The sequence below is a fragment of the Oryzicola mucosus genome (assembly GCF_014534685.1).
Classification (GTDB): domain Bacteria; phylum Pseudomonadota; class Alphaproteobacteria; order Rhizobiales; family Rhizobiaceae; genus Oryzicola; species Oryzicola mucosus.
Genome location: NZ_JACVVX010000003.1, coordinates 359,367 through 386,000 on the forward strand (window position 1 = coordinate 359,367; position 26,634 = coordinate 386,000).

At 62.5% G+C, this 26,634-nt stretch carries 26 protein-coding genes; 24 read left to right on the top strand and 2 right to left on the bottom strand.

Features of this window, described 5'->3' with window-relative positions; genetic code table 11:
- Nucleotides 1-97: 97 nt before the first annotated feature.
- The 5 genes from ICI42_RS11925 to ICI42_RS11945 all read left to right on the top strand — a co-directional run bounded on the left by ICI42_RS11925 (nucleotide 98) and on the right by ICI42_RS11945 (nucleotide 4,222).
- A complete protein-coding gene (locus ICI42_RS11925) occupies nucleotides 98-892 on the top strand; it encodes a crotonase/enoyl-CoA hydratase family protein (protein ID WP_188164790.1) in 795 nt (264 codons plus the stop codon).
- Between the two features lie 10 nt (nucleotides 893-902).
- The gene (locus ICI42_RS11930) at nucleotides 903-1,355 is read left to right on the top strand and encodes a MarR family winged helix-turn-helix transcriptional regulator (protein ID WP_188164791.1); all 453 of its coding nucleotides are present in this window, start codon (nucleotides 903-905) and stop codon (nucleotides 1,353-1,355) included.
- A 25-nt stretch (nucleotides 1,356-1,380) separates the two neighbouring features.
- On the top strand, nucleotides 1,381-2,256 hold the full coding sequence (locus tag ICI42_RS11935; RefSeq protein ID WP_188164792.1) for an amidohydrolase family protein: 876 nt from the start codon (nucleotides 1,381-1,383) through the stop codon (nucleotides 2,254-2,256).
- Nucleotides 2,257-2,339: 83 nt separating this feature from the next.
- A complete protein-coding gene (locus ICI42_RS11940) occupies nucleotides 2,340-2,927 on the top strand; it encodes an ANTAR domain-containing response regulator (RefSeq protein WP_188164793.1) in 588 nt (195 codons plus the stop codon).
- Between the two features lie 20 nt (nucleotides 2,928-2,947).
- A complete protein-coding gene (locus tag ICI42_RS11945) occupies nucleotides 2,948-4,222 on the top strand; it encodes a CmpA/NrtA family ABC transporter substrate-binding protein (protein WP_407945152.1) in 1,275 nt (424 codons plus the stop codon).
- A 6-nt stretch (nucleotides 4,223-4,228) separates the two neighbouring features.
- Here the strand turns inward: ICI42_RS11945 and ICI42_RS11950 are convergent, their stop codons facing one another.
- Nucleotides 4,229-4,690, bottom strand: a complete 462-nt coding sequence (locus ICI42_RS11950; RefSeq protein WP_188164795.1) for a MarR family winged helix-turn-helix transcriptional regulator — start codon at nucleotides 4,688-4,690, stop codon at nucleotides 4,229-4,231.
- A gap of 101 nt (nucleotides 4,691-4,791) precedes the next feature.
- Here ICI42_RS11950 and ICI42_RS11955 point away from each other — a divergent pair, with 101 nt between their 5' ends.
- The 11 genes from ICI42_RS11955 to ICI42_RS12005 all read left to right on the top strand — a co-directional run bounded on the left by ICI42_RS11955 (nucleotide 4,792) and on the right by ICI42_RS12005 (nucleotide 17,419).
- Complete coding sequence (locus ICI42_RS11955) at nucleotides 4,792-5,220, top strand: organic hydroperoxide resistance protein (protein ID WP_188164796.1); 429 nt, start codon at nucleotides 4,792-4,794, stop codon at nucleotides 5,218-5,220.
- 440 nt (nucleotides 5,221-5,660) lie between these two features.
- Nucleotides 5,661-6,953 (top strand): CmpA/NrtA family ABC transporter substrate-binding protein, encoded by a 1,293-nt coding sequence (locus ICI42_RS11960; protein ID WP_188164797.1) that lies wholly within the window; start codon nucleotides 5,661-5,663, stop codon nucleotides 6,951-6,953.
- Between the two features lie 65 nt (nucleotides 6,954-7,018).
- Entirely contained in the window at nucleotides 7,019-7,912 is an 894-nt protein-coding gene (gene ntrB, locus ICI42_RS11965; protein ID WP_188164798.1) for a nitrate ABC transporter permease, read from the top strand.
- 16 nt (nucleotides 7,913-7,928) lie between these two features.
- On the top strand, nucleotides 7,929-8,729 hold the full coding sequence (locus tag ICI42_RS11970; protein ID WP_188164799.1) for an ABC transporter ATP-binding protein: 801 nt from the start codon (nucleotides 7,929-7,931) through the stop codon (nucleotides 8,727-8,729).
- A 5-nt stretch (nucleotides 8,730-8,734) separates the two neighbouring features.
- Nucleotides 8,735-11,185 (top strand): nitrite reductase large subunit NirB, encoded by a 2,451-nt coding sequence (gene nirB, locus ICI42_RS11975; RefSeq protein ID WP_188164800.1) that lies wholly within the window; start codon nucleotides 8,735-8,737, stop codon nucleotides 11,183-11,185.
- Between the two features lie 4 nt (nucleotides 11,186-11,189).
- Nucleotides 11,190-11,525, top strand: coding sequence for a nitrite reductase small subunit NirD (gene nirD, locus ICI42_RS11980; RefSeq protein WP_188164801.1), 336 nt, complete (start codon nucleotides 11,190-11,192; stop codon nucleotides 11,523-11,525).
- A 10-nt stretch (nucleotides 11,526-11,535) separates the two neighbouring features.
- Nucleotides 11,536-14,190: a nitrate reductase gene (locus tag ICI42_RS11985; protein WP_188164802.1), complete on the top strand. Its 2,655-nt coding sequence runs from the start codon at nucleotides 11,536-11,538 to the stop codon at nucleotides 14,188-14,190.
- Nucleotides 14,162-15,616 (top strand): siroheme synthase CysG, encoded by a 1,455-nt coding sequence (gene cysG, locus ICI42_RS11990; RefSeq protein ID WP_188164803.1) that lies wholly within the window; start codon nucleotides 14,162-14,164, stop codon nucleotides 15,614-15,616. The genes ICI42_RS11985 and cysG overlap by 29 nt, the downstream gene beginning before the upstream one ends.
- A gap of 124 nt (nucleotides 15,617-15,740) precedes the next feature.
- Nucleotides 15,741-16,265, top strand: coding sequence for a PAN domain-containing protein (locus ICI42_RS11995; protein ID WP_188164804.1), 525 nt, complete (start codon nucleotides 15,741-15,743; stop codon nucleotides 16,263-16,265).
- A gap of 291 nt (nucleotides 16,266-16,556) precedes the next feature.
- Nucleotides 16,557-17,153, top strand: a complete 597-nt coding sequence (locus ICI42_RS12000; protein WP_188164805.1) for a DedA family protein — start codon at nucleotides 16,557-16,559, stop codon at nucleotides 17,151-17,153.
- Between the two features lie 65 nt (nucleotides 17,154-17,218).
- Nucleotides 17,219-17,419, top strand: coding sequence for a hypothetical protein (locus ICI42_RS12005; RefSeq protein WP_188164806.1), 201 nt, complete (start codon nucleotides 17,219-17,221; stop codon nucleotides 17,417-17,419).
- Nucleotides 17,420-17,425: 6 nt separating this feature from the next.
- Here ICI42_RS12005 and ICI42_RS12010 read toward each other — a convergent pair whose 3' ends face one another.
- Nucleotides 17,426-18,955: a class I adenylate-forming enzyme family protein gene (locus tag ICI42_RS12010; protein WP_188164807.1), complete on the bottom strand. Its 1,530-nt coding sequence runs from the start codon at nucleotides 18,953-18,955 to the stop codon at nucleotides 17,426-17,428.
- A gap of 353 nt (nucleotides 18,956-19,308) precedes the next feature.
- On the opposite strand from ICI42_RS12010, the gene ICI42_RS12015 reads away from it, so the two are divergent.
- The 8 genes from ICI42_RS12015 (at nucleotide 19,309) to ICI42_RS12050 (ending at nucleotide 26,574) form a co-directional block, all read left to right on the top strand.
- Nucleotides 19,309-19,557 (top strand): WGR domain-containing protein, encoded by a 249-nt coding sequence (locus ICI42_RS12015; RefSeq protein ID WP_188164808.1) that lies wholly within the window; start codon nucleotides 19,309-19,311, stop codon nucleotides 19,555-19,557.
- A gap of 176 nt (nucleotides 19,558-19,733) precedes the next feature.
- Nucleotides 19,734-20,147 (top strand): MarR family winged helix-turn-helix transcriptional regulator, encoded by a 414-nt coding sequence (locus ICI42_RS12020; RefSeq protein ID WP_188164809.1) that lies wholly within the window; start codon nucleotides 19,734-19,736, stop codon nucleotides 20,145-20,147.
- A gap of 512 nt (nucleotides 20,148-20,659) precedes the next feature.
- Nucleotides 20,660-21,751 (top strand): ABC transporter ATP-binding protein/permease, encoded by a 1,092-nt coding sequence (locus ICI42_RS12025; protein ID WP_188164810.1) that lies wholly within the window; start codon nucleotides 20,660-20,662, stop codon nucleotides 21,749-21,751.
- A 270-nt stretch (nucleotides 21,752-22,021) separates the two neighbouring features.
- Nucleotides 22,022-23,188: an ABC transporter substrate-binding protein gene (locus ICI42_RS12030; protein WP_188164811.1), complete on the top strand. Its 1,167-nt coding sequence runs from the start codon at nucleotides 22,022-22,024 to the stop codon at nucleotides 23,186-23,188.
- A gap of 56 nt (nucleotides 23,189-23,244) precedes the next feature.
- Nucleotides 23,245-24,105 carry a branched-chain amino acid ABC transporter permease gene (locus ICI42_RS12035; protein WP_188164812.1) on the top strand — a complete coding sequence of 287 codons (861 nt, stop codon included), beginning with the start codon at nucleotides 23,245-23,247 and terminating at the stop codon, nucleotides 24,103-24,105.
- Complete coding sequence (locus ICI42_RS12040; protein WP_188164813.1) at nucleotides 24,102-25,133, top strand: branched-chain amino acid ABC transporter permease; 1,032 nt, start codon at nucleotides 24,102-24,104, stop codon at nucleotides 25,131-25,133. Before ICI42_RS12035 ends, ICI42_RS12040 begins: the two co-directional genes overlap by 4 nt.
- Nucleotides 25,130-25,876, top strand: coding sequence for an ABC transporter ATP-binding protein (locus ICI42_RS12045; RefSeq protein ID WP_188164814.1), 747 nt, complete (start codon nucleotides 25,130-25,132; stop codon nucleotides 25,874-25,876). Before ICI42_RS12040 ends, ICI42_RS12045 begins: the two co-directional genes overlap by 4 nt.
- Nucleotides 25,876-26,574: an ABC transporter ATP-binding protein gene (locus ICI42_RS12050; protein ID WP_188164815.1), complete on the top strand. Its 699-nt coding sequence runs from the start codon at nucleotides 25,876-25,878 to the stop codon at nucleotides 26,572-26,574. The genes ICI42_RS12045 and ICI42_RS12050 overlap by 1 nt, the downstream gene beginning before the upstream one ends.
- Nucleotides 26,575-26,634: the final 60 nt, after the last annotated feature.

The following is a 26,634-nucleotide window of genomic DNA, read 5'->3' on the forward strand; positions in this document are numbered from 1 at the left end:
GATGGCTCCTCCTAAATATTGTTTACAAGGAAACAATCTCTCTGTAAACGATCATTTTAGAGATACAAGAATGTCGACCCCGGGAGGAGTTAGAGGCATGGCCGCACAACCGGCAGAAGGCTTCGTCACCTATGAGCTGAAGGGCAATGTAGCCCATGTCGGGCTCAACCGACCGGCAAAGCGCAACGCGATCAGCGACGCCTTTGTGGAAGCTATCGCGGCCGCGGTTGCCCGTGCGGAGACGGAGGCGAAAGCTGCTGTCCTGTTCGGCCATGGCAATCATTTCTGCGCCGGCCTCGACCTTGCCGAACATGTCACCAAGACAGCCATAGAAGGCGTACGCGGCTCCCGACGCTGGCACGCCGTGTTTTCCGGCATCGAGCATGGCACCATTCCATGGATTTCTGCCCTGCATGGCGCAGTCATCGGCGGCGGGCTTGAGCTTGCCGCATCAACCCACATCCGCGTTGCCGACAAGACGGCCTTCTTTGCACTTCCCGAAGGACAGCGCGGCATTTTCGTCGGCGGTGGCGGCTCGGTGCGTGTGGCGCGGCTGACGGGCGTAGCGCGTATGACCGACATGATGCTGACCGGCCGGGTCGCTTCCGCCGAAGAGGCTGAGCGCTGGAACCTTGCGCAATATGTCGTCGACGCTGGAACGGCACTCGATAAGGCGCATCAACTCGCGGAGGCTGCGGCGAGCAATGCCGAAATCTCCAATTATGCCGTGATCAACGCCCTTCCCCGAATTCAGGACATGGCGAAAGAAGACGGACTTTTCGTGGAGTCCTTCATATCGTCCTTCACAGCCACCAGCCCCGAGGCGGAGCAGCGCCTGCGCGCCTTCCTGGAAAAGCGAGTGGCGCGCGTCAAGGCGCCCGGGTCGGCCTGAGGAACAACTGATGGACACGCTGGCGCGCACTGCGGACGATGTCGAGCTCGACCGCCTGAACGGCGCGCTCGGCTTCCTGCTTCGTCTGGCACAGCTCAAGGTCTACGAGCATTTCTTCGCCGAAGTGGGCGGTCGGGACCTGCGGCCGGGCGAGTTCTCCGTGCTGTGGGTGATCCGCTGCAATCCCGGCATTCGGCAAAGCATGCTGGGCCAGCGCCTGATGATCAAGCGGGCGCATATGACCAAGCTGATCCGCGCTCTTGAAGACCGGGGCTTGGTGTCACGTTGCATTCCAGACGAAGACCGACGCGCAGTCGAACTGACGCTGACTGCCGTGGGCCGGACCGCGATCGACGAAGCCGCCGAGTGGTTTTTCACCTATGAGGATGGGGTGGGCGCCAATATGAGCGCGGCCGAACGCAAACAGCTTCTGGACCTGCTGCACAAATTCATCGGGCTGTAAGGGTCAGCACCGAGGGAGGAACCGCATGAACATCGACGACCTTATCGCCATCGATATCCACACCCATGCCGAGGAGCCGTGCTGCGGCCCTCGCGACGACGGCTATGACGAGTTCCAGGCCGGCATGGCCAAATATTTCAAGAACCCGGCGGGCCACAAGGGCATGCTGCCAACCGTGCAGGAAACGGCAGCTTATTACCGCGAACGCAAGATTGGCTGCGTGATCTTCCCCGTCGATGCCGAGCGCGAAACCGGTTTCCGCCGCTACGACAATGAGGAAGTGGCAAAGATAGCCGCCGACAACAGCGATATCATGATTCCTTTCGCCTCCATCGATCCCGCGAAGGGCAAGGCCGGCGCGCGCGAGGCTCGACGGCTGGTGCGCGACTTCGGCGTCAAGGGCTTCAAGTTCCACCCCACCATGCAGGGCTTCTACCCCAACGACCGCATGGCCTATCCGCTTTACGAGGCCATTGCCGAGGAAGGCGCGATCACCCTGTTCCACACCGGCCAGACCGGCGTCGGCGCCGGCATGCGCGGCGGCATGAGCATGCGGCTGAAATTCTCCAACCCGATCCATCTCGACGATGTCGCGGTCGATTTTCCCGACATGCCGATCATCCTGGCGCATCCATCCTTCCCCTGGCAGGAGGAGGCGCTGTCGGTGGCAACCCACAAGCCCAACGTCTACATCGACATGTCGGGCTGGTCGCCGAAATATTTCCCGCCGATCCTCGTGCAATATGCCAACACGCTGCTGAAGCACAAAATGCTGTTCGGCTCCGACTGGCCGGCGATCACGCCGGATCGCTGGCTGGCCGACTTCGCCAAGATCGAGATCAAGGACGAGGTCCGCCCCATGATCCTCAAGGAGAATGCGCGGAAGCTGCTCAAGCTGTAGCGAATTCATCAAATCCATTAAATGCACGACTATTGGTCAACCTGCCGCATTGCACAATTTCTTTGCAGGCTCCAAATGGTGCCATGCTTCGGGATACGCTGACCGTTCTGGTGATCGATGAGAACCGCATCCGAGCCTCCATCATCGAGGCGGGATTGCGGGAGGCCGGCCATGACCGCGTCATCCTTGTTCACGATGTCAACGGCATCGCCCGCAAGATCGAGGATCTGCAGCCCGACGTCATCGTCATCGACCTGGAAAACCCCAATCGCGATATGCTGGAGCACCTGTTCCAGCTGACACGGACGCTCGGCCGCCCGATTGCCATGTTCGTTGACCGGGCGGATGCGAGTTCGATCCAGTCGGCGATCGAGGCGGGTGTTTCGGCCTATATCGTCGACGGATTGAAGAAGGAGCGGGTGAAGCACATCCTCGACGTCGCGGTGAGCCGCTTCAACGCCTTCAGCAAGCTGCAGCGCGAACTCGCCGACGCGAAGTCGGCGCTGGAAGAGCGCAAGGTGGTCGAACGCGCCAAGGGTATTCTCATGAAGATGCGCAACATTCCGGAGGAGGAAGCCTTCGCCCTTTTGCGGCAGACGGCGATGAACGAGAAGAAAAAGCTGGCCGACATCGCCCAAAGCATCGTGACGGCGGCTAATCTTCTGATGTGAGGGATGGCCGGCAGGCCGGAGTGAACAAGATGACGACTGGCATCAGCGATCGGAAGAAAATGGCGGCACCTGCATCGATGCGCTCCGCAGGCTCGAGGATCGTGCGCGCCGGCTTCATTCCGCTGGTCGATGCTTCGGTGCTGATCGCGGCCAGTGAATTCGGCTTCGCCAAGCGCGAGGGGATCACGCTCGATCTGGCCAAGGATACGTCTTGGGCCAATGTCCGCGACCGCCTCGCCTTTCGCATGTTCGACGTGGCCCACATGCTGTCGCCCATGCCGGTGGCGTCGATGCTCGGGCTCGGTTCCAACCCCTCGCCCACCATCGCGCCCTTTGCGCTCAATCGGGGCGGCAATGCCATCACCGTCTCGACCCGGCTTTATCAGCGCATGCAGGAGACGGGCGGGCTTTCCGGCGACGACGGCGCGCTCGCCAATGCGCATGCGCTTGCTGGTGTCATTGCCGAGATGAAGGCCAAGGGCGAGCCCCTGCCCCGCTTTGGCGTGACCTATCCGTTTTCCTCGCACAATTACGAGTTCCGCTACTGGCTTGCCGCCGGCGGCATCGATCCCGATACGGATACACGGCTTGTCGTGGTGCCGCCGCCGATGACCTCGGACGCGCTGGCGGCCGGCGCGATCGACGGCTTCTGCGTCGGCGCACCCTGGAACATGGTAGCATCCGAACGCGGCGTCGGCCGCATCGTCGCGGCCAAGCAGGATCTCTGGCCCTCAGCGCCGGAAAAGGTCGTCGGCATGCGTCCCGACTGGGCTGAGAGCAATCCCGAAACCGTGTCGCGGCTGATCGTGGCGCTGGATGCGGCGGCATCTTGGTGCGACCGCCCGGAGAATCGGGACGCCCTGTCGGAGGTTCTGGCCGACCAGCGTTATGTCGGAGCCCCCGTCGACATCATCCGGCGCGTACTGACGGGCGAGTTCACCATCGATCCGCAAGGCCACCAGCGCATCATAGAGGACTACTTCGTCTTTCACGCTGAGCAGGCCAACTATCCCAAGCCAAGCCAGGCGCTGTGGATTTACAGCCAGATGGTGCGCTGGGGGCAGATTGCTCCGTCAAAAGCCGCCGAGAAGCTTGCGGCCTCCGCCTATCGCCCCGACCTTTACCGCACGGCACTTGGCTTCAAGGATGCCGTGGATGATTTCGGCGCCGAAGGCGTCGCAGAAAACGACCGCTTCATCGACGGCTTCGCCTTCGATCCAGCGTCGATAGAGACATATGTCGAGCGGTTCCCGGTGCGTAGCCGTGCGGCGAGCAGCGCAAGCGACGAAACTTGATAGGCGTCAGTCTGGCACCTTGGCTCGGCTGCCGCCATCCAATTGGTCGCGAAGGTCCAGAAGCTCCTTGCGCAGCCGCTCGACGCTCTCAAGCGTCATGCCGGTGCCTTCCGCCACCTGAAGCGGGATAGCCATCGCTTTTTCGCGCAATGCGCGGCCCTCAGGCGTTAGCCGGATGCGCACCTGCCGCTCGTCGTCCTCGTCGCGACGCCGCGTCACCAGCCCGCGGGCCTCGAGCCGTTTGATCAACGGCGTGATCGTTCCGGAATCAAGAAACAGCCTGTCCCCAAGCGCCTTTACGGTGATGTCGTCCTGTTCCCAAAGCACGATGAAAACCAGATATTGCGGATAGGTCAGGTCGAGCGCCTCGAGCCTGGGCTTGTAGAATCGCGTGAACGCATGCCCCGCCGCGTAGACGGCAAAGCAAAGCATGGAGTCGAGTTTGATCGAGCCGTCGCTCCCAGTCATGGCAACTTCCCTTGCAAGCAGAGATTTCTATAGATCACATTTTTATATTGTGCACAATTAAATTGTGCGCTAGATGATGGGCATCAACATAGGAGAATGCCATGATCAAGTCAGCCCTCTACACTGCCCATGCCCACACCACCGGGGGCCGCACCGGCACCAGCAAGACCGACGACGGCCGTCTGTCCGTCACGCTCGATACGCCCAAGGCAATGGGCGGCAATGACGGCCCCGGCACCAATCCCGAACAGCTTTTCGCCGCCGGATATTCCGCTTGCTTCCTTGGCGCCCTGAAGGCCGTCGCGCGCGGCGAGAAGGTCAAGATCCCCGACGAGGCGACCATCGATGCCGCCGTGAGCTTTGGCGAAAAGGCCGATGGCCCCGGCTATTCCATCGCCGTCGAATTGACCATCACGCTGCCCGGCTTCGAGCACGACAAGGCCGTCGAACTGGTGGAAAAGGCGCATCAGGTCTGCCCGTATTCCAACGCCACGCGCGGCAATATCGAGGTCAAGCTCACCGTAGCCTGATCGCTCCGTCGTTCTCGAAATCGGCGCGCTGGACAGCGGTCCCGCGCGCCGATTTCGTCTCTGCGGGCCACATTCTTCCTCCACAAGTCGTCGCCTGTAAGCCTGACGCATGGCGGATTTGTTCGCATCTGCACAAAACTACCGCCGAAAATATATGCAAAAATGCCATTGCATCGTTTTTATGCAGTGGCATTTTTGAACGAATAATACTGTGTTTTCAGCTCACTAGTTGTTTCTCAGCAAACTGGCACGGTGCTTGCATCGTTATTCTCGTCCCGATCAATGGCGATTGGGGCGACACGGGACACCGAGTAGGCGCCCCGCAAAGACACTGACGTCGCTAGGCTTTCGTCTTCCGGGAATTCCTCCGTTCCCGACGGCACGAAATCCAGCGACGTTTTTTTTGTCCAAAATTCCGCCAGGGATCAAAGGGGAATTCGATGAGCATCAATCTGACGGGAAAACCGTCCCGCCGCAGCATCTTGAAGACCACCGCCGCCACTGCACTGTTCGGTGCGATCAAGACCGCCTTTCCATCCGGTGCCTTCGCCCAGGGCGCCGGTCCTGAAACCACCAAGGCGGTTTTGGGCTTCATTGCCCTGACCGACTCTTCACCCCTGATCATCGCCAAGGAAAAGGGCTTTTTCGACAAGCATGGCATGACCGAGGTCGACGTGGTCAAGCAAGCGTCCTGGGGCACCACGCGCGACAATCTCGTACTCGGCTCGGCCGGCAGCGGCATCGATGGCGCGCATATTCTGACGCCGATGCCTTATCTGATCTCGGCCGGCAAGGTGACGCAGAACGGCCAGCCGCTGCCCATGTCGATCCTCGCCCGCCTCAATCTCGACGCCCAGGCAATTTCGGTCGGCTCGGCCTATGCGGATTTGAAGGTCGGGCTCGACGCCGGCAAGCTGAAGGAAGCCTTCGCCAAGAAGAAGGCCGATGGCGCCCCTGCCAAGGTCGCCATGACCTTCCCCGGCGGCACACACGATCTCTGGCTCCGCTACTGGCTCGCCGCCGGCGGCATCGATCCGGACTCCGATGTCGAGACCATCGTCGTCCCCCCTCCCCAGATGGTCGCCAACATGAAGGTCGGCACCATGGATTGCTTCTGTGTCGGCGAGCCGTGGAACGCGCAACTGGTCAACCAGGGCATCGGCTACACCGCTGTCAACACCGCCGAGATCTGGAACAAGCATCCGGAAAAATCCTTCGCCATGCGTTCGGATTGGGTCGAGAAGAACCCCATAGCGACCCGCGCTCTGCTCATGGCCGTCATGGAAGCGCAGCAATGGTGCGAAGACATGGCCAACAAGGAGGAACTCGCCGAAATCGTCGGCAAGCGCGCCTGGTTCAATGTGCCGCCCAAGGATCTCGTCGGTCGGCTGAAGGGTGAGTACGACTACGGAACCGGCCGGGTCGAAGCAAAGAGCCCGCATCTGATGAAGTTCTGGCAGGATCATGCATCCTACCCCTTCCAGAGCCATGACAGCTGGTTCCTCACCGAAGACATACGCTGGGGCAAGTTCGAGCCCGGCACCGATGTGAAGGCGCTGGTGGCCAAGGTCAACCGCGAGGATCTGTGGCGCGACGCCGCCAAAACGCTCGGCGTGACCGACCTGCCCGCCTCGACGTCGCGTGGCGTAGAAACCTTCTTCGACGGCAAGACCTTCGATCCCGAAAATCCCCAGGCCTATCTCGAAAGCCTGTCGATAAAGCGCATCGCCTGACCTTCGAACCGACGAGACCCGCCGGCGGAATGCGCCGGCCCCACCCATCTTTCAAGGAGACAGGCATGGCCGTCACCAAATTGAAACTGAACGACGGTGCGGCACCTACCCGCAACGCCGAAATCATCGCCCTGGCCCGCGAACCGCGCAAGGCGCGCAAATACGATGTCGCCGCTCTTGCCGGCCGTGTCGCCGGCACCGTATTGCCGCCGCTGGTCACCATCGCGCTGATCCTGGTCCTGTGGGAGGTGCTGTGCTCTTCGCCGACATCCAGCCTGCCCTCGCCCACCCGCGTCCTCGATGAAAGCTGGGAGCTGATCGTCAACCCGTTCTATGTCGGCCAGGGCGTCGACCAGGGCATGTTCTGGCACATCTTCGCCAGCATCCAGCGTGTCGCGATAGGTTTCACCTTGGCTGTTGTCGCCGGCGTGGCGCTCGGCGCGCTGGTCGGCCAGAGCGATTGGGCCATGCGCGGTCTCGATCCGGTGTTCCAGGTGCTGCGCACCGTTCCGCCGCTCGCCTGGCTGCCGCTGTCGCTGGCAGCCTTTCGCGACGGCAGCCCCTCGGCGATCTTCGTCATCTTCATCACCGCGATCTGGCCGATCATCATCAACACTGCAGTCGGCATCCGCAACATCCCGACCGACTACATCAACGTAGCCCGCGTGCTGCGGCTGAACCCGCTGGAATATTTCACCAAGATCATGGTGCCGTCGGCGGCACCCTACATCTTCACGGGCCTGCGCATCGGCATCGGCCTCTCCTGGCTCGCCATCGTCGCGGCCGAGATGCTCATCGGCGGCGTCGGCATCGGCTTCTTCATCTGGGACGCTTGGAACTCCTCGCTGATCTCCGACATCATCGTGGCGCTCGTCTATGTCGGCCTCGTCGGCTTCCTGCTCGACCGCTGCATCGCCTTCCTCGGCCGCATCGTCACTCGCGGCACCGCAAACGCGTAATCGAAGGACAATTCCGATGGCAAAACCCTATCTTTCCCTTGAATTCGTCGACAAGTCCTTTGAGCGCAACGGCGTCCGCAGCGAAGTCCTCACCCAGGTCTCGCTCGGTGTACAGAAGGGCGAATACATCTCCATCATCGGCCATTCCGGCTGTGGCAAGTCGACCTTGCTCAACATCGTGGCGGGGCTGACGCAGGCCACCTCCGGCGTCGTGTTCCTCGACGGCGAAGTGGTCGACTCTCCCGGACCCGAACGCGGCGTGGTGTTCCAGAACCACTCGCTGCTGCCATGGCTGACCGTCTACGAGAACGTCTCGCTCGCGGTCGACAAGGTGTTTTCGCGGACCAAGTCCAAGGCCCAGCGCCACGAGTGGACGATGCGCAACCTCGATCTGGTCCAGATGGGCCACGCCAAGGACAAGCGCCCGTCGGAAATCTCCGGTGGCATGAAGCAGCGCGTCGGCATCGCCCGGGCTCTCGCTATGGAGCCCAAAGTGCTGCTGCTCGACGAGCCGTTCGGTGCGCTCGACGCACTAACCCGCGCGCATCTGCAGGATCAGGTCATGCAGATCCATGCCGAGCTGGGCAACACGGTTTTGATGATCACCCACGATGTCGACGAAGCGGTGCTTCTGTCCGACCGCATTGTGATGATGACCAACGGCCCGTTGGCCAGAATCGGCGAAGTGCTGGACGTGCCGATTGCCCGGCCGCGCCGCCGTATCGAGCTGGCATCGGACCGCATCTATCTGCGCTGCCGCGAGGCGGTGCTGAAATTCCTCTACGAGCGTCACCGCTTCGTCGAAGCCGCGGAGTAATCCCCATGACCGAGAAACTCGTCATCATCGGCAACGGCATGGCCCCCGGCCGCATGCTGGAGCACCTGTTCGAGCAGGCGCCGGGCCGCTACGCCGTCACCATCTTCAACGCTGAGCCGCGCGTGAACTACGACCGCATCATGCTGTCGCCGGTTCTGTCGGGCGAAAAAAGCTATGAGGAAATCGTCATCCATGGCGACGGCTGGTACATCCAGCATGGCATCACCCTCTACAAGGGCCACAAGATCGTCGCCATCGACCGTGCGGCCAAGACCGTGACCTCCGACCATGGCGTGACCGAAAGCTACGACAAACTGGTCATCGCCACCGGTTCCGTGCCCTTCATCATCCCGGTGCCCGGCAATGACCTGCCCGGCGTGATCACCTATCGCGACCTCGACGACGTGCAGGCGATGCTTCTCGCTGCCCAGTCGCGCGAAAAGGCTGTCGTCATCGGCGGCGGCTTGCTCGGACTGGAGGCCGCTGCCGGCCTCGCTTCGCGCGGGATGGACGTCACCGTGCTGCATGTCATGCCGACGCTGATGGAGCGTCAGCTCGATCCAGCGGCGGGCTATCTGCTGCAGCGCGCAGTCGAGGAGCGCGGCATCAAGGTCATCACCAAGGCCAACACCAAGCAGATCGTCGGCGACGGCAAGGTCGAGGGCGTCGAACTCGCCGATGGCACCGTCATTCCTGCCACGCTGGTGGTGATGGCGGTCGGCATCCGCCCGAGCGCGGGCCTCGCCAAGGACGCCGGCCTCGCCGTCAATCGCGGTATCGTCGTCGACAGCGGCATGCAGACGTCGGACGGCGATATCTATTCGGTCGGCGAATGCGCCGAGGTCGATGGAATGGTCTATGGCCTCGTTGCGCCGCTCTACGAAATGGCGCGGGTTGCCGCTTCGCATCTCGCCGGCGACCGCTCCGCCGCTTTCGTGCATGCTGACACGCCGACCAAGCTCAAGGTCACCGGCATCAACCTGTTTTCGCTGGGCGACTTCGCGGAAGGCGACGACCGCGAGGAAATCGTTCTGCGCGACGCCACCGCCGGCATCTACAAACGCCTCGTGCTGCAACAAAACCGCATCATCGGCACGGTGCTCTACGGCGAAACCGCCGATGGCGCCTGGTTCAACGACCTCAAGAAGAAGCAGACGGATATTTCCGAGATGCGCGACACGCTCATCTTCGGCCAGGCCTACCAGGGGGGTGCCCCGCTGGACCCTATGGCGGCCGTTGCAGCCTTGCCGGATGATGCGGAAATCTGCGGCTGCAACGGCGTTTGCAAGGGCAAGATCACATCAACGATCACTTCCAAAGGCTTGACTTCGCTCGATGATGTACGCGCCCACACCAAGGCGTCCGCCTCCTGCGGGTCCTGCACCGGGCTGGTCGAGCAGCTGATGAGCCTGACGCTGGGCGCGGCCTACAACCCCGCCGCTGTTACGCCGATGTGCAGCTGCACCACGCTGGGACATGACGATGTCAGGCGCCTGATCAAGGCGAAAGGTCTCAAGACCATCCCCGCCGTGATGCAGGAACTGGAGTGGAAGACCTCCTGCGGCTGCGCCAAATGCCGGCCCGCGCTCAACTACTACCTCGTCTGCGACTTCCCCGACGAATATGCCGACGACTACCAGTCGCGCTATATCAACGAGCGGATCCACGCCAACATCCAGAAGGACGGCACCTATTCCGTCGTCCCGCGCATGTGGGGCGGCGTTACCAATTCGAACGAGCTTCGCGCCATAGCCGATGTCGTCGACAAGTTCGAAATCCCGATGGTCAAGGTGACCGGCGGCCAGCGTATCGACCTGCTGGGCATCGAGAAGGAAGACCTGCCCGCCGTCTGGGCGGATCTGGGCAAGGCAGGCTTCGTCTCCGGCCAAGCCTATGCCAAGGGGCTGCGCACGGTGAAGACTTGCGTCGGCTCGGATTGGTGCCGCTTCGGCACGCAGGATTCCACCGGGCTCGGCATCCGGCTGGAAAAATTCATGTGGGGCTCGTGGACGCCGGCCAAGCTGAAGCTCGCAGTCTCTGGCTGTCCTCGCAACTGCGCGGAAGCCACCTGCAAGGATATCGGCGTCATCTGCGTGGATTCCGGCTTCGAGATCCATTTCGCCGGTGCCGCGGGCCTCGATATCAAGGGCACCGAGGTTCTAGGCCTGGTCCACACCGAGGACGAGGCGCTGGAATACATTGTGGCGCTGGCGCAGATGTATCGCGAGCAGGGCCGCTATCTCGAACGCATCTACAAATGGGCCAAACGCATCGGACTGGACGAAATCCGCCGCCAGATCATGGCCGATGCGGACAAGCGTCGGGGCTATTACGAGCGCTTCGTCTTTTCCCAGAAATTTGCCCAGGTCGATCCATGGTCGGAGCGCGTCTCCGGCAAGGACAAGCACGAGTTCAAGCCGATGGCTACCGTCGGTTTCGCCCAGGCTGCGGAGTAGAGCGATGACCGTCAACTGGATTTCCATCGGCCTGCTGACCGACATCCCGCTGCGCGGCGCGCGCTGCGTCAAGACACCGGACGGCAAGATCGCGGTGTTCCGCACCGCCGAGAACCAGGTCTTCGCCATAGACGACCACTGCCCGCACAAGGGCGGTCCGCTCAGCCAGGGCATCGTCCATGGCGCAGCCGTTACCTGCCCGCTGCACAACTGGGTGATCAGCCTCGAAACCGGCAAAGCGCTGGGCGCGGACGAAGGCTCGGTGCGCACCATCCCGGTCAGGATCGAGGGCGAGCAGCTGTTTATCGCGCTCGAAGCGCTCGCCTCGCGGGCGGCTTAGGAGAAAAAGTATGACCCAGGCGCGCGAGGTGAGGACCACCTGCCCCTATTGCGGGGTGGGTTGCGGCGTGCTGGCCAAGGTCGCCGCGGATGGTGCCGTCACCGTCCGCGGCGACCCCCTTCATCCCGCCAATTTCGGCCGGCTGTGCTCAAAAGGATCGGCTTTGGCCGAGATCATAGATCTCGACGGACGCCTGCTGCATCCCGAAATCGGCGGCAAGCGCACGAATTGGGACGACGCGCTCGACCTGGTTGCCAGCAAGTTCTCGCAAGCCATTGAAAAACATGGCTCTGACTCGGTCGCCTTCTACGTCTCGGGGCAGTTGCTGACCGAGGATTACTACCTTGCCAACAAGCTGATGAAGGGGTTCATCGGCTCGGCGAACATCGACACGAACTCGCGGCTTTGCATGTCTTCTTCGGTCGCGGGACACCGTCGCGCCTTCGGTTCGGACACCGTGCCGGGCACATATGAGGACCTCGAAAAGGCCGATTTGGTCGTTTTGGTGGGGTCCAATCTGGCGTGGTGCCACCCCGTTCTCTACCAGCGGATCGTCGCCGCCAAGGACAAACGGCCCGGCATGAAGATCGTGGTCATCGATCCGCGCCGGACGATGACCGCCGATATCGCTGAGATGCATCTCGCAATCGCTCCCGACGGCGATGTCGCGCTGTTCTCCGGCCTGCTCGGCTATCTCGCCGCCAAAGATCGCCTTAACCGCGACTATATTGCTGCCCACACCAATGGTTTCGACGAAGCGCTGGCGGCAGCGCCATCCCTGGCCGATGTCGCTGCATGGACCGAGCTTTCGCCCGAAACGCTGTCGGCGTTTTACGCGCTGTTTGCGGCAAGCGAAAAGACGGTGACGGTCTACAGCCAGGGCGTCAACCAGTCGGTCTCCGGCACTGACAAGGTGAACGCCATCATCAACTGCCACCTCGCAACCGGCCGCATCGGCAAGCCGGGCGCGGGTCCGTTCTCCATTACCGGACAACCCAACGCCATGGGCGGCCGCGAGGTCGGCGGACTCGCCAATATGCTCGCCGCCCATATGGACATCGAGAACTCCGAGCATCGCGACCGAGTTCAGCGCTTCTGGGCATCGCCCGCAATTGCGGAGAAGCCCGGCCTCAAGGCGGTCGACCTGTTCCGCGCCGTCGGCGACGGTCGTATCAAGGCTCTGTGGATCATGGCGACCAACCCCGTCGATTCCATGCCCGAGGCGGACGCCGTGCAGGCAGCCCTCGCCGCATGCCCCTTCGTCGTGGTGTCGGACGTGCTCGCCCGCACCGACACGGCGCGTCATGCCCATGTCCGGCTGCCGGCCGCCGGCTGGGGCGAGAAGGACGGCACCGTGACCAATTCCGAACGCCGGATTTCGCGGCAGCGCGCCTTCCTGCCGCTGCCCGGCGAAGCCCGCCCCGACTGGCGCATCATTGCCGACGTCGCCCGTCGCATGGGATTTGCCGAGGCGTTCGACCATCAGCATCAGGCCGCGGTGTTTGCCGAGCATGCGGCACTTTCGGATTTCGAGAATGGCGGCGCGCGCGATTTCGACATCGGCCGCTATGCCGGGATCGATGCAGAAGCCTACGAAGCGATGCAGCCTTTCCAATGGCCGGCCCGGCCAGAGGGGCGTGAGAGCATCCGGTTTTTTGATAACGGCCATTTCTACACGCCCGACCGCAAGGCGCGCTTCATAGCCGTCCGGGCTCACGAAAAGGCTGCGCCCAACCCCGCCTATCCGCTGACGCTGAACACCGGGCGCATTCGCGACCATTGGCACACCATGACACGGACCGGCAAAAGTCCACGTCTGTCGCAACACATCGCCGAGCCCTTCGCCGAAATCCACCCCCTCGACGCGGCTCTGCATGGCATCGCCGATGCCGATCTGGTCCGGCTGGAAAGCCCGCATGGCAGCGTGGTGGTTCGGGCTTTGGTGACGATGCGGCAGCGGCGCGGCAGCGTCTTTGCGCCGATGCACTGGACCGACCAGTTCGCATCCAACGCCCGCATCGACACGCTCGCGCCGGCGGTGGTCGATCCGATCTCCGGTCAGCCGGCGTCGAAGAAAATCGACATCAGGATGCACAAGCTCGCCGCATCGGCCTTCGGCTTCGCAGTGATGCGCGAGCGGCCGGAGACGATCGACGCCGACTATTGGGCCATCGCCAAATGCACCAGCGGGTGGCGGGTGGAACTCGCCTTCACCGAGGCCAGGAAAGATTGGGTAGGCTTCGCATCAAGCCTCCTGCAGATGCCCGAGGATGCCGACCGCCTCGCCTATCAGGACCAGTCCGCCGGCCGGTTTCGACTGGCGGCATTCGACGGACCGATACTTAAAGGCGCGCTGTTCATCGCGCCGGAACCGGTGGCGGTGTCTCGCGCCTGGGCGGCCGAGCAATTGAGCGCGACCCATGAAAACCAGCCGCAACGCTTCCGCGTCGTGGCGGGACGTGCCGGCGCCGACCGCCCCGATCCGGGTGCAACGGTCTGCTCCTGCTTTTCCGTCGGCGTCAACCAGATCACCGCAGCCATCGCCTCCGGCTGTTCCACTGTCGAGGCCATCGGGCAGACGCTCAAGGCCGGCACCAATTGCGGCTCCTGCCGCTCAGAGATCAAGGGGATCATCGATGCAAATCGTCTCCAGGCAGCCGAATGACGCAAGCCGCCGCGAGCGGATCGGAAAGCTGTCGGTCCTGCCGGTGTTTTTCGCCCTCGAAGACAAGCGCGCTATCGTCGCTGGCGGGTCGGAGGCTGCCTGCTGGAAGGCCGAACTTCTCGCCGCGGCCGGCGCCCAGGTGCATCTTTATGCGCAGCCTGACGCCCTGAGCGATGGCTTTGCTCAGATCGCCGACCGCATCTTCCATCACCCGCGCGAGTGGACTTCGAGCGACCTCGAAGACGCAGCCATAGCCATAGCTGACGCGGAGACCCCAGCGGAGGCGCAGGCCTTCTACGATGCCGCTCGGCTTGCCGGCGTTCCGGTCAACGTCATCGACAAGCCGGAGTTCTGCCAGTTCCAGTTCGGCTCCATCGTCAACCGTTCACCGCTGGTGATCGGCATCTCGACTGCGGGCGCTGCCCCCATCCTGGCGCAAGCGGTGCGACGGCGTATCGAAACGCTGCTGCCGGCCTCGCTTGCCGGCTGGGCGCAATTGGCGCAATCCATGCGCGCGGCCGTGCTCGACACACTTCCGGCTGCTTCGTCGCGCCGCAGCTTCTGGGAACGCTTCGTCGATCGCGCCTTTTCCGGCGCGCCGGCTGAACAAGTGGACACCACGCTGCTGGCGGATGCGGATCGGCTCGTCTTCGAAGGCACCGGCACAGGCCGGGTCACGCTGGTGGGCGCAGGCCCGGGCGATGCAGAACTGCTGACGCTGAAGGCGGTGCGGGCCTTGCAGGCCGCGGACGTCATCCTGTTCGACGATCTGGTGTCGCCCGAAGTGCTCGAACTTGCCCGTCGCGAGGCCAAGCGCCTTCTCGTCGGCAAGCGCGGCGGCCGCACGAGCTGCCGGCAGGAAGACATCAACGACATGATGGTGCAATTCGCCAAGGCTGGCCGCAGGGTCGTGCGGCTGAAGTCGGGCGACCCGATGGTGTTTGGCCGCGCCGGCGAGGAAATCGCCCGGCTGCAAGCCGAAAATATCCCCGTCGATGTCGTGCCAGGCATCACCTCGGCGCTGGCCATGGCATCCGCGCTCGGGGTGTCCCTGACGCATCGCGACTGCGCCAAGTCGGTGCGCTTCGTCACCGGCCATTCGCGCAAGGGCGGCTTGCCGGAAGACCTCGATTGGCGCGCGGTCGCCGACCCCTCCGCCACCACCATCTTCTACATGGGCGGGCGGACCGCAGGCGAGATCGCCAGGCGCCTGATCGCCCACGGCATGAGCGGGTCCACGCCCGTGGCGGTGGTGTCCGCCGTCACCCGGCCGCAGGAAAGGCGCAGCCGCGGCACCTTGCAGGAGCTTGAGGCGCTGGTGCTGGCGCATGGATTGGACGAACCGGTGCTGGTCGGCGTCGGTGCGACGTTCGGCGGGGCCGCGATGGCAACGTTGCATGACGGTCTGCTGGCCGCTTCCGCCTGATCTGCGACCAACGAACGACTGGCCGAGCGCCATGCCGCATGCGAAAGTGTAGCAGGCGTTCGGGGTGAGTTGCATGATGTTCGGTCGTGGATTTTTTGCGGGCAGGTTTTTGCTCGGCTTGTTGTTGGCTGTCGTTTTTCATCAGCCGAGCCACGCGGAAAGTTATTCGATCAAGAACGGCCAGGCGGACAAGCGTTACGCTGATCTTCGGAATGCCGATCTGACCGGCTCCGCGCTGCAATCGTCACGCGCCCCCGACCAGCCCGCCTGCGAACGGATGTGCTCCAAGACTACGGGCTGCGTCGCCTACACCTTCGATGCCTGGAACAGTATGTGCCACCTCAAATCGACCTATGGCGAGAAGCGGCTTAATGCTCGCGCGCGTAGCGGCGTGCAGATGGGCATGGGATTGCCGGGATCATCCGCCAACCCGGTCTATTTCGAGTATTTCAACGACAAAGCCTTTCCGGAGGGCATCGGACGCAAGCTCCGCGCGACCGCGCGCATTCAATGCGAGCAAGCCTGCACCGGGGAAGCTGCCTGCATTGCCTTCAATTTTTCGAAAACGGCCTCGTCCTGCGAGTTGTTTGGCGAGACTGAGGCTTACACAAAGAAAAAAGGCATTGAAGCCGGCGCAAAAACGCAGTGATTTCAGGTGCGTATAGACGGTTTCGCACCGTGTTAAAGCGACGGATGATATCCAATGCTGCATTGCAGGGTAATTGATCGGACAATCATGCTGCAGTTGCACAAAACAACGATTCTCAATACAGTGATTAGAGAAAATCGCCCTCGGCTCGGTGTTAAATCCGATGCGGTGAAGCGTCGTAAAAGCGTCGAGATCGGCAGCAACGCTGGCAACCCTTAAAGGATGCGTGCGTTAAGGCCGGAACTATAAGCGCCAGCCCCTGTGTTTGAAGGGGATGTGGAGAGATGACCGGTGGATCTGATTGCCCCATTGCTGACGATGGTCGCCGTCCAGGGATGGGCGGCACTGTTCGTGCTTGGTGCCGCCGAGCGCATGATCCCGGTGGTCCCATCGGCCGTGCTGTTTGCCTTTCTTGGCGCGGGCGTCGCGAGCAGGCGCTGGTCAATCGAAGATGCTTTGTTTTTCAGCCTTGCCGGCGGGCTGTGCGCGAGCACGATCTACTATTGGGCGGGAACGCGCATTGGAGAAGACCGCATGATGCGGCTGTTCCGGCATGTGCCGGGCTGCCGGTCGGAGGGTTTCCGCAACCGGGTGATCGACAACGCGGCCACTTTCTCCTTCGGCATGCAACTCATGCCTGCCGCGCGACTGGTGGGACCGGCGATCAGCGGCACGCTTGGCGTGCGCTTCCCGATGTTCCTGATCACGACCGCTGCCGGTATTGCGCTGTGGAACGCATCTTTCATCGCGCTTGGCTATGCCACATTCGCCGGCATCGTAGACGGCGCCAACGCAACCATTGCTGTGACTTCGGCACTGGCAATGGCCGGAGTGGTCCAGATCGGGCTTTTCGCCTTGCTCAAGCGCAAAAAAGCCAAGCCTGAGTAACGCCAGCTTTTGTCGTCTGGAACCGCAGGTCGTTCCGCAAGTTTCCACGGTCAAAGGAGATTTGCATGAGCGGACCAAGAAATACGCCCATCGAGGAAGCGCCTGGCCAACAGCCGCCGGTGGTCGAAGAGCCCGGTCACCAGATTCCCGAGCAGGAGCCGCCTTCGCACCCCGAGCAGAATATTCCGGTAGAGGACATTCCGCCCGAGCACGAGAATCCGGATGCAGGCGAGACCAATACTCCACCCCAGGAGACGATCATCTGATCGTCATCAGGCGGTCATCGCACCGGCGAGCCGGCGGCTGAGCTTGCCGGTGTCAGTCTTGGGAAGGCTCTCCCTGAATTCGACGGATTTCGGCACCATGTAGTCGTCAAGCCTCTTGGCACAGTAACGGATAACATCGCGCTCCAGCATCGCCGGGTCGGACGAGACGATCAGCGCCTTGACGGCTTGGCCCAGCACCGGGTCCGGCACTCCAAGCACAAGCGCCTCGACCACGCCGGGGATGGTGTAGATCACCGCCTCGACTTCCTTCGGCGCAACCTTCTCTCCCCGCGACTTGATGATGTCGTCCTTGCGCGCCACGAAGCTGAAATAGCCCTCGGCATCGCGCTGGAAAAGGTCGCCGCTGTGCAGGCGGACGGTGCCTGTGCCGGGTGCAGGGCGAAGCGCGAGATTGGTGGCGGCCGGGTTGTCCCAATAGCCGCGCATCACGTTCGGTCCCGAGATGACCAGTTCGCCGACCATGCCTGCGGGAAGTTCGTAACCTTCTTCGTCCACGACGGCGAGTTCGCAGCCAGGAATGGCGATACCGACGGAGCCTGGGTGAAGCGCGAGTTGCTCGGGCGGCATATAGGCCGAGCGGATACATTCGGTCTGCCCGTACATGGAGAAGAGGCGGACATGCGGCAGCGCTTCACGCAGCCGCTCGATATGGGCGACCGGCAGGGCCGCGGCGGCGTTGGTCATATAGCGCAGACTGTCGAACTGGCTGTAATCGAGGTCGCGCGTCTGCAGCATCATCGCGACCATGGCCGGAACCATGGCGAAGCCGGTGGCGCGTTCATCGCGGATGCGCGAGAAAACCTCCGCTGGAAACGCAAAAGACTTTTCCAGCACCAGGGTCGCGCCAACACGGACGCTGGTCAGAAGCTGGCTGAGCCCATAGCCAAACGCCATGGGAAGCACGCTGAGCAGTACATCGTCGGGGGTATTTTCGAGATATTGAGTGATCGAACTGGTTGCCGCATCGATATTGCCATGCGTCAGCATCACGCCCTTGGGCTCGCCGGTGGACCCGGAGGTGTAGATGACCATGGCAAGGTCTTCATCCGATCCAGCCGTGTCGGGCAGAACCGGCGACACGAGCAGGCAAGTGTCGAAATCGAGCGCGGCGGGCAAGAGCGGCGACGGCGCGGTCAGGACTATGCTGAGGGGCTCGGCAAGGTGCGCCTGCGCTTCCACCACCACGCCGGCAAGCTTGCCTTGCGCGATGATGGCACTGGCGCCGCAATTGCGTATGATGAAAGCGAGGCGTCCGGACTTTGTCGAGGGATTGATTGGACAGAGCACGGCGCCGGCCTTCCACACGGCGAAGACCGAGATTGCCGCCTGCCAGCTGTTTTCGATGAAGACCAGAACGCGGTCGCCCGGCGTGACCCCGACCGCGGTCAGCGCGGTGGCGAGACGGTCCGACAGGTCGTCGAACTCGGCATAGGTCAGCCGCCGGTCGCCCGAAACGAGAGCCGTCTTCTGCGGCGCATGCAGCGCGCTTGTGCGGAGGTAATCTTCTATGCGCATGGCGTCCTTTCCCATGCCGGGAGTGGTCGAGAACCAGCCCCTCTCCTGCCGCCGCCGGCTCCCCGCATACAGCGATGGGAGCAGCAACGCGCTGGCTTCATCTTTCGAGAAGCCGGTTCGAACCAGTCGGTTGTTGCCACTGTATGAGAAAGTTGCTGATCTGGCGTTAATTTTGCCGGTAAAACTTATCAATTGTCATGCATCCGGACGGACATGCCCGAAAGGGCGCATGCGCCCGAGGAGGGAGCGGGCTGCGCCCTGCCCTACCGATCCATCAACCGCGTGAATCGATCCGGCCTGACCGATTCATATAAGGCGTTGGACGCCTTGTCCGGTGTTGACGACACTGGGCCATGGCTATCGACAAGACAGAACCGCTGCATTTCCGCAGGATCGACCCGGCGCGCAACATGGCGCGGTTTTATTCGCTTTCGCTTCAGCCGACGCTGTTCGGCGAAGTCTCCCTGGTGCGCAACTGGGGCAGGATCGGGACCGATGGGCGCGGCATGATCGAGACGTTCTCCGCGCTTGCCGAGGCCGAAACTGCGCGCCGGCGCCTGGAACGGGTCAAACGTCGAAAAGGCTATCGAGAAACGGAATAGCGTTCGCCTGCGACGTTCAAAAGCTGGTTTGCGCCTCTTGTACTCCCTATATTCCGCTTCTAGAGTTCGCTTGACCCTTAAGGAATGCCGCGGTGGATGCCCCCACACCCCATGATGCTCTCTTTGACCGGCTGGTACAAATCAGCCGGAAATTGAGAAAGGTCTTCGATGCCCGTGTGTCAAAGCACGGGCTCACGACCGCGCGCGCGTATCTTCTGAAGCATCTCGCAGCCAATGAGGGCGCTACCCAGACCGAACTGGCGGCAGCGCTGCAGGTCGAACAGCCCTCAATGATCGGGCTGGTGGACGGACTTGAGAAAACCGGCTGGGTTGCCCGCTGCGCCATCGAAGGGGACCGGCGCGCCAAGGCGATCTATCTGACGGACCATGGACGCAAGGAAATGGCGTCGATCTCAGCCTTTGCCGCTGATCTTCGCAGCCAACTGCTGGCCGGCATCGACAAGGACGACATGGTCGTTGCCCTGCGGGTACTCGACAGCATCGTCGACAACATCGAGGATTGCGAAAGTCGTTGCGAGGAAACCGGGCTGTGCGTCGAAGCCGACGCGGAAGCGGAATTGGCCTGCTGAAGCATACACGCGCTCTATTACGCGTGTAGCCGCTCCCGATCGGTTGACCTGTATCCACCATACGGCGCCGATAGACGAAACGCTCCTCCCTATCGGTGCGCAGGACAGCAGCCGAATATGCTGGATCGCCAATCCGGTCCATCGGATTGCCTAGGCCTTTTTCCTCACAAACGTGGGGAAGCCGGAATGATGCCTTGATGAACCGGCTCAACTGTACCTAGATGTGTCTGGACCCGGCGCGGCGGTCTTGAGTCCTGCCTCGTAAATCGCTCGCCTCGGCCATGTGCGTTCGGCTTTCAGCGGCCCCAGCCGGGTCGTCGAGGAGGTGGAATTGTCCGACCGATACGTCTACGGCATGCACTTATCGGCCCGTTCAGTGGAAGTCTTGTCCTTGCCTGGCGGTAGCTAGCGAGGGAGCGACCCATGCGGCGCACCGCTGTCCGCGGTGCAGGAGCTGCTCCCGCCGCTGTGCGAGGGCATCCCCATTATCGATGCCCGTGAGGTAATTGCCCGTGGCACAGCAAGACACCCTCCCCCTCCCCGTCGTCGACCTCGGCGGCAAGCCTGGACAGTGGGAGCAGGTTCGCATCCTCGGCGCGATGCTGCGCCGCTCCGACTGTCACCGGAGGACAATCTTCTTCTCCGTGACGCTGCTTACCGTCATCGTGGCGACCGCCTATATGCAGGTGGTGCTGAACAACTGGAACGTGCCGTTCTACAACGCACTGGAACAGCGGAACCTGCCCAGCTTCATCGACCAGCTGCAGCGCTTCTGCTGGATTGCCTTCGTGCTGCTGGTGCTGAATGTCGGGCAGGCCTGGCTCAGCCTGCGCATCGCCCTGGAGTTGCGCCACGGCATTTCCAGCGACCTGATGCAGCAATGGCTGCGCGGCGACCGCTCGCACACCACCGGTACGGACGATACGTCCTATCCCGACCAGCGCATCCATCTCGACGCTCGGTCTCTGGCCGATTCCACCAACGGTCTGGCGATCGGCTTCGTCCAGTCGACGATCCTGCTGGTGAGCTTCATCGGCATTCTGTGGAACGTGTCCAGCGGATTCGTCTTTCGCTTCGAAGGTCAAGCCTTCACCATTCCGGGCTATATGGTCTGGGCCGCGTTTCTGTACTCGGGCATTGCGTCGCTGATGAGCTGGTATGTCGGACGCAATCTGGTGGCGCTCAACACCGACCGGGAGACGCGGGAGGGAGAGTTCCGCTCTTCGCTGAAAACGGTGAACGACAGTCTCGACAAGGGCGACAGCCGGCGCAGTCGCAAAGAACATCTCGCGCGGCTGGAAGGGCAACTCGCCCATGTGCTGAGCGTCAGCTGGAAGATTGCCTTGTCGCAGACCAATCTCACCTGGGTTTCCGCCGGCTTCGGCTGGCTTGCGCTGGTCGTTCCGATCCTGGTCGCCGCGCCGATCTACTTTGCGGGCGGGCTCAATTTCGGCGGGCTGATGATGGCGGTCGGCGCGTTTACGCAGGTCCACACGGCGATGCGCTGGTATGTCAACAACTTTCCCAACATCGCGCAATGGCAAGCCAATCTCAGCCGCGTTACAAGCTTCCGCAAGACGCTGACGACCCGGGACCGGGCATAGCCGGCCGGTTGTCGGCCCGTGTGCGGACCATTGCGCCATGAGGCAGCGGCTGCAGGCTCGCACTCCGGGAGGCAGCGATGGGGCGCGATCTCACGTTTGAGTGCATCGCATGCGCGCTCTCTTGTGTGTGAAATCGATATATGTATACATGGCGTGGATATGTGAGTTTGGCCGCAGCCGTCTTCCAGTTTGAGGAGAAGTGGAATCTTTCAGGCTGACGGCGGTCTTCGGTTTCTGAAGACATGCTTCGAGAAAATGGGAGGAGTATACATGATTACGAGACGTATTTTCATCGCCGGCACAATGGTGGCCGCGTTGGCCGGCACGCCGTCCTTCGCTCAGGATGTTGTGAAGATTGGCCTCGTCCTGCCGATGACGGGACCTTTCGCCTCCACCGGCCGACAGGTCGAAGCGGGTGTCCGTGCATACATGGCGCTGCATGGCGACACGGCGGGCGGCAAGAAAATCGAAGTTGTGCTGCGCGACGATGCCGGCACCGCCGACCAGACCCGGCGCATTGCCCAGGAACTCGTCGTCAACGAAGGCGTCTCCATGCTGATGGGCTTCGGCCTGACGCCTTTGGCCATGTCGGTGGCTCCGGTTCTGAACCAGGCCAAAATTCCCGCCATCATCACCTCGGCGACGACTTCTGCCATCATGAAGCAGTCCGAGTATTTCGTCCGCACGTCCATGGCCGGTCCGCAGTCGGCCGTGCCGGTCGCCACCTGGGCGGTCGAAAATGGGCTGAAGCGCGTGGTGACGCTGGTGACCGACTACGGCCCCGGCCATGACATCGAGAAAGGCTTCACCGACCAGTTCAAGAAAGAAGGCGGTGAAATCGTCGAGGCGGTGCGCGTGCCGCTCCAGAACCCCGACTTCGCGCCCTTCCTGCAGCGCGTCCGCGATGCCAAGCCCGATGCGATCTTCGTGTTCGTACCGTCGGGTGTCGGCTCGGTGTTCATGAAGCAGTTCGCCGACCGCGGCCTCGCCGACGCCGGCATCAAGCTGATCGCCACCGGCGACGTGACCGATGACGACCTGCTCAACGCCATCGGCGATCCCGCGCTCGACGTCATCACCGGCCATTTCTACTCGGCCAATCACGACAGCCCCGAGAACAAGGCCTATGTCGAGCAGGTGAAGAAGGCGGCCAACAATATGCGTCCCAACTTCATGTCCGTCGGCGGCTACGATGCCATGCATCTCGCTTATGCCGCGCTGGAGAAGACCGGCGGCGACACGGATGGCACCAAGCTGGTCGAAGCCATGAAGGGCATGGAGTGGACCAGCCCGCGCGGGCCGATCTCCATCGATCCGGCGACACGCGACATCGTGCAGGATATCTATATCCGCAAGGTCGAGAAGGTCGGCGACGAACTCTATAATGTCGAGTTCGCCACCTACGAGAAGATCAAGGATCCCTTCGCCGCTCAATGAGCCACCGATGACGCGCTGCGGGCCGGTCACGGCCCGCACTGCAACCGCGAGTGACCATGCTGACAATCCTGTTCGACGGCATCGCCTATGGGATGCTTCTCTTCGTCCTCGCCTGCGGCCTTTCGATCACGCTGGGCCTGATGAACTTCGTCAATCTCGCTCATGGCGCGTTCGCCATGGCGGGCGGCTATATCACTGTCATCATGATGAACCGCTATGGCATCTCCTTCTACTGGTGCCTGCCAGCGGCCTTCTTCGTGACCGCGCTGATCGGCGTCCTGCTGGAACGCACGCTCTATCGGCGCCTCTACAAATCGTCGCATCTCGATCAGGTGCTGTTCTCGATCGGCCTTGTCTTCATGTCGATCGCGGCGGTCGACTATTTCATGGGCGGCCAGCAGCAACTGATCAGCCTGCCGCCGGAACTGCGCGGCCGTTTCGACTTTTTCGGCGTCGGCATCGGCCGCTACCGGCTGTTCATCATCGTGCTCTGCGCCGCTTTGACGGTCGCCCTGCAACTGGCGCTGACCCGCACACGCTTCGGCAGCCAACTTCGCGCCGCCGTAGATGACGGGCGCGTGGCGCGCGGGCTCGGCATCAACGTTTCCGTTGTTTTCGCGCTTACCTTCGCGCTCGGGTCCGGCCTTGCCGGGCTGGGCGGAGCGCTCGGCACTGAAATCCTCGGGCTGGATCCCAACTTCCCGCTGAAGTTTCTGATCTATTTCATGATCGTGGTGACGGTGGGCGGTACATCCTCCATCACCGGGCCGTTCGTGGCAGCGCTTCTGCTCGGCATCGCCGATGTCGCCGGCAAATATTATGTGCCGCAAGCCGGCGCCTTCATCATTTATGGCGTCATGATCATGGTGCTGATCCTGCGGCCGCACGGCCTGTTTGCGCGGGAGGGCGGGCGATGAGCGACAAAGCGCTTTCCGCATCCGAAACTGCAAGCGGCCTGCTCAAGCGCGCCGGCCGCTGGCAGATCTGGGAGATCGCGCTGTGGCTTATCGCCATTGCCATGATCTTCGTCCTGCCGTCCAAGATGCTGATCCTCACCGAGATCACGATCCTGGCGCTGTTCGCTGTTTCGCTCGACCTGATCCTCGGCTATGCCGGCATCGTCTCGCTCGGCCACACCGCCTTTTTCGGCCTCGGTGCTTATGTTGCCGGCATCTTCGCCCGCGACTACGTCAGCGAGCCGGTGACAGGATTGCTGGTCGCGGGCGCCGTCAGCGGGTTGTTCGGCTTCGTCACAAGCTTCCTCGTTTTGCGCGGATCGGACCTGACACGGTTGATGACCACATTCGGCGTCGCCATGCTCCTGGCCGAACTCGCCAACCAGGCGGCATGGCTGACGGGTGGCGCCGACGGGCTCTCGGGCGTGATGATCACGCCGATCCTCGGGCTTTTCGAATTCGACCTGTGGGGGCGCAACGGCTATATCTACGCCCTCGTCGTGCTGATGGTGCTCACCTTCATCGCCCGCCGTATCGTGAACTCGCCCTATGGCCTGTCGCTCAAGGCAATCAAGCGCAATCCGGTCCGTGCGGCGATGCTGGGGATTTCGCCGACGCGCCGCATCGTTGTGGTCTACACCATCGCGGCAGTCTATGCCGGTATCGCGGGTGCGCTGCTGACGCAGACGACCAGCTTCGTTTCGCCCGATGTGCTCGCGTTCCACCGCTCCGCCGACGTGTTGCTGGTGCTGGTCATCGGCGGCACCGGCTATCTCTACGGCGGTATCTTCGGCGCCATCATCTTCACGGTGCTGCGTGACTGGCTGTCGGTGATCACGCCGCAATACTGGATGTTCTGGATCGGCCTGATCCTGATCATCATCGTCATGGTGGGCCGCGAGCGGATCACCCGCTGGCAGGCCTTCCTGCCTGGCTCGGCCCGGGCCGAGCGGCTGAAAGCCCGCAAGGCAGCGGAGGACGTGCGATGACGGCTGCGCTCGAAACTCGCAACCTGGTCAAGCGCTTCGGCGGCTTCACCGCCACCAACGACGTGACGCTTTCGGTCCGCCAGGGCGCACGCCATGCGTTGATCGGGCCGAACGGCGCCGGCAAGACCACGCTCATCAACCTTCTCACCGGTGTGCTTGCGCCCAACAGCGGCCAGATCCTGCTCGGAGGGGAAGAAATCAGCCGCCTGCCCACCCATGCACGCGTCGGACGCGGCCTGTCGCGCACCTTCCAGATCAACCAGCTGTTCGGCGATTTCACGCCGCTGGACTCGATGATGCTGGCCATCGGCGAGCGCCAAGGCCATGGCGGCATGGCATGGCGGCCGCTCTCGCGGGATCGCGCGGTGGCCGACGAAGCGGCAGCGCTTCTGAAGCGCTTCAGACTGGCCGACGCGATGGGCGTTGCCACGACGCTCCTGCCTTATGGCAAGCAGCGTCTTTTGGAAATCGCGCTGGCCATCGCCGCAAAGCCGAAGGTTTTGCTGCTCGACGAGCCGGCCGCCGGCGTGCCGGAGGAAGAGCGTCACGAGGTGCTGTCGCTGGTCCGCGAACTGCCCGCAGATGTCACCGTCGTGCTGATCGAGCACGACATGGATCTGGTTTTCTCCTTCGCCGACCGCATCTCGGTGCTGGCACAGGGCGCGCTGTTTGCCGAGGGTACGGTGGCGGAAATCTCGAAGGACCCGCAGGTGAAAGCCATCTATCTCGGGGAGGACGCCTGATGGCCGTGCTTCTGCGCATCCAGGGGCTCGTCGCCGGCTATGGCGAGGCTCGCGTGCTCGCCAAGGTCGATCTCGTGCTGGAACAAGGCAAGTCGCTGGCGCTTCTGGGCCGCAACGGAGCCGGCAAGACGACGCTGCTCGATACCATCGTCGGCGTGACGACCCATCATGCCGGCGCAATCCAGATCGACGGCAAGGATGTCACGCGGTTGCGCGCCGAACAGCGCACGCCGCTTGGCATCGGATGGGTGCCGCAAGAGCGCAACGTCTTCCGCTCGCTGACGGTCGAGGAAAACCTGACCGCCACCGCACGGCCTGGAAGCTGGACGCTGGAGCGCGTCTACCAGATGTTTCCACGCCTGAAGGAACGACGCCGCAATCTCGGCAACCAGCTTTCGGGCGGCGAACAGCAGATGCTGGCGGTCGCTCGTGCACTGATGTTGAACCCCAAGCTGCTGTTGCTCGACGAACCGCTGGAAGGGCTCGCGCCGATCATCGTCGACGAGCTTCTGGCGGCTCTCCGCCGCATCGTTACCGACGAAGGCATGTCAGCCATCATCGTTGAGCAGAAGGCGCGAAAGGTCCTGCCGCTGACCGACGACGTTATCGTGCTCGAACGCGGCGCGGTGACCTATCGCGATACATCTGCCGCCCTGCTCGCCGCGCCCGAGACGCTGGACGCATATCTGAGCGTGTGAACGATGCATCGTAAGCGTTTGATAAGGTGACGTTTCAACAGTTGTGCCGATTTTTCGGTC

What these genes read in the sequence shown, in the direction of transcription:
- ICI42_RS12035 (WP_188164812.1), top strand. Translation starts at nt 23,245, where the DNA reads ATGCTGACAATCCTGTTCGACGGCATCGCCTATGGGATGCTTCTCTTC.
- ICI42_RS11985 (WP_188164802.1), top strand. Translation starts at nt 11,536, where the DNA reads ATGACCCAGGCGCGCGAGGTGAGGACCACCTGCCCCTATTGCGGGGTG.
- nirB (WP_188164800.1), top strand. Translation starts at nt 8,735, where the DNA reads ATGACCGAGAAACTCGTCATCATCGGCAACGGCATGGCCCCCGGCCGC.
- ICI42_RS11950 (WP_188164795.1), bottom strand. Translation starts at nt 4,690, where the DNA reads ATGACTGGGAGCGACGGCTCGATCAAACTCGACTCCATGCTTTGCTTT.
- ICI42_RS12030 (WP_188164811.1), top strand. Translation starts at nt 22,022, where the DNA reads ATGATTACGAGACGTATTTTCATCGCCGGCACAATGGTGGCCGCGTTG.
- ICI42_RS11935 (WP_188164792.1), top strand. Translation starts at nt 1,381, where the DNA reads ATGAACATCGACGACCTTATCGCCATCGATATCCACACCCATGCCGAG.
- ntrB (WP_188164798.1), top strand. Translation starts at nt 7,019, where the DNA reads ATGGCCGTCACCAAATTGAAACTGAACGACGGTGCGGCACCTACCCGC.
- ICI42_RS11940 (WP_188164793.1), top strand. Translation starts at nt 2,340, where the DNA reads ATGCTTCGGGATACGCTGACCGTTCTGGTGATCGATGAGAACCGCATC.
- ICI42_RS11960 (WP_188164797.1), top strand. Translation starts at nt 5,661, where the DNA reads ATGAGCATCAATCTGACGGGAAAACCGTCCCGCCGCAGCATCTTGAAG.
- ICI42_RS12050 (WP_188164815.1), top strand. Translation starts at nt 25,876, where the DNA reads ATGGCCGTGCTTCTGCGCATCCAGGGGCTCGTCGCCGGCTATGGCGAG.
- ICI42_RS11955 (WP_188164796.1), top strand. Translation starts at nt 4,792, where the DNA reads ATGATCAAGTCAGCCCTCTACACTGCCCATGCCCACACCACCGGGGGC.
- nirD (WP_188164801.1), top strand. Translation starts at nt 11,190, where the DNA reads ATGACCGTCAACTGGATTTCCATCGGCCTGCTGACCGACATCCCGCTG.
- ICI42_RS12015 (WP_188164808.1), top strand. Translation starts at nt 19,309, where the DNA reads ATGGCTATCGACAAGACAGAACCGCTGCATTTCCGCAGGATCGACCCG.
- ICI42_RS11925 (WP_188164790.1), top strand. Translation starts at nt 98, where the DNA reads ATGGCCGCACAACCGGCAGAAGGCTTCGTCACCTATGAGCTGAAGGGC.
- ICI42_RS12040 (WP_188164813.1), top strand. Translation starts at nt 24,102, where the DNA reads ATGAGCGACAAAGCGCTTTCCGCATCCGAAACTGCAAGCGGCCTGCTC.
- ICI42_RS11970 (WP_188164799.1), top strand. Translation starts at nt 7,929, where the DNA reads ATGGCAAAACCCTATCTTTCCCTTGAATTCGTCGACAAGTCCTTTGAG.
- ICI42_RS12045 (WP_188164814.1), top strand. Translation starts at nt 25,130, where the DNA reads ATGACGGCTGCGCTCGAAACTCGCAACCTGGTCAAGCGCTTCGGCGGC.
- ICI42_RS12005 (WP_188164806.1), top strand. Translation starts at nt 17,219, where the DNA reads ATGAGCGGACCAAGAAATACGCCCATCGAGGAAGCGCCTGGCCAACAG.
- cysG (WP_188164803.1), top strand. Translation starts at nt 14,162, where the DNA reads ATGCAAATCGTCTCCAGGCAGCCGAATGACGCAAGCCGCCGCGAGCGG.
- ICI42_RS11930 (WP_188164791.1), top strand. Translation starts at nt 903, where the DNA reads ATGGACACGCTGGCGCGCACTGCGGACGATGTCGAGCTCGACCGCCTG.
- ICI42_RS12010 (WP_188164807.1), bottom strand. Translation starts at nt 18,955, where the DNA reads ATGCGCATAGAAGATTACCTCCGCACAAGCGCGCTGCATGCGCCGCAG.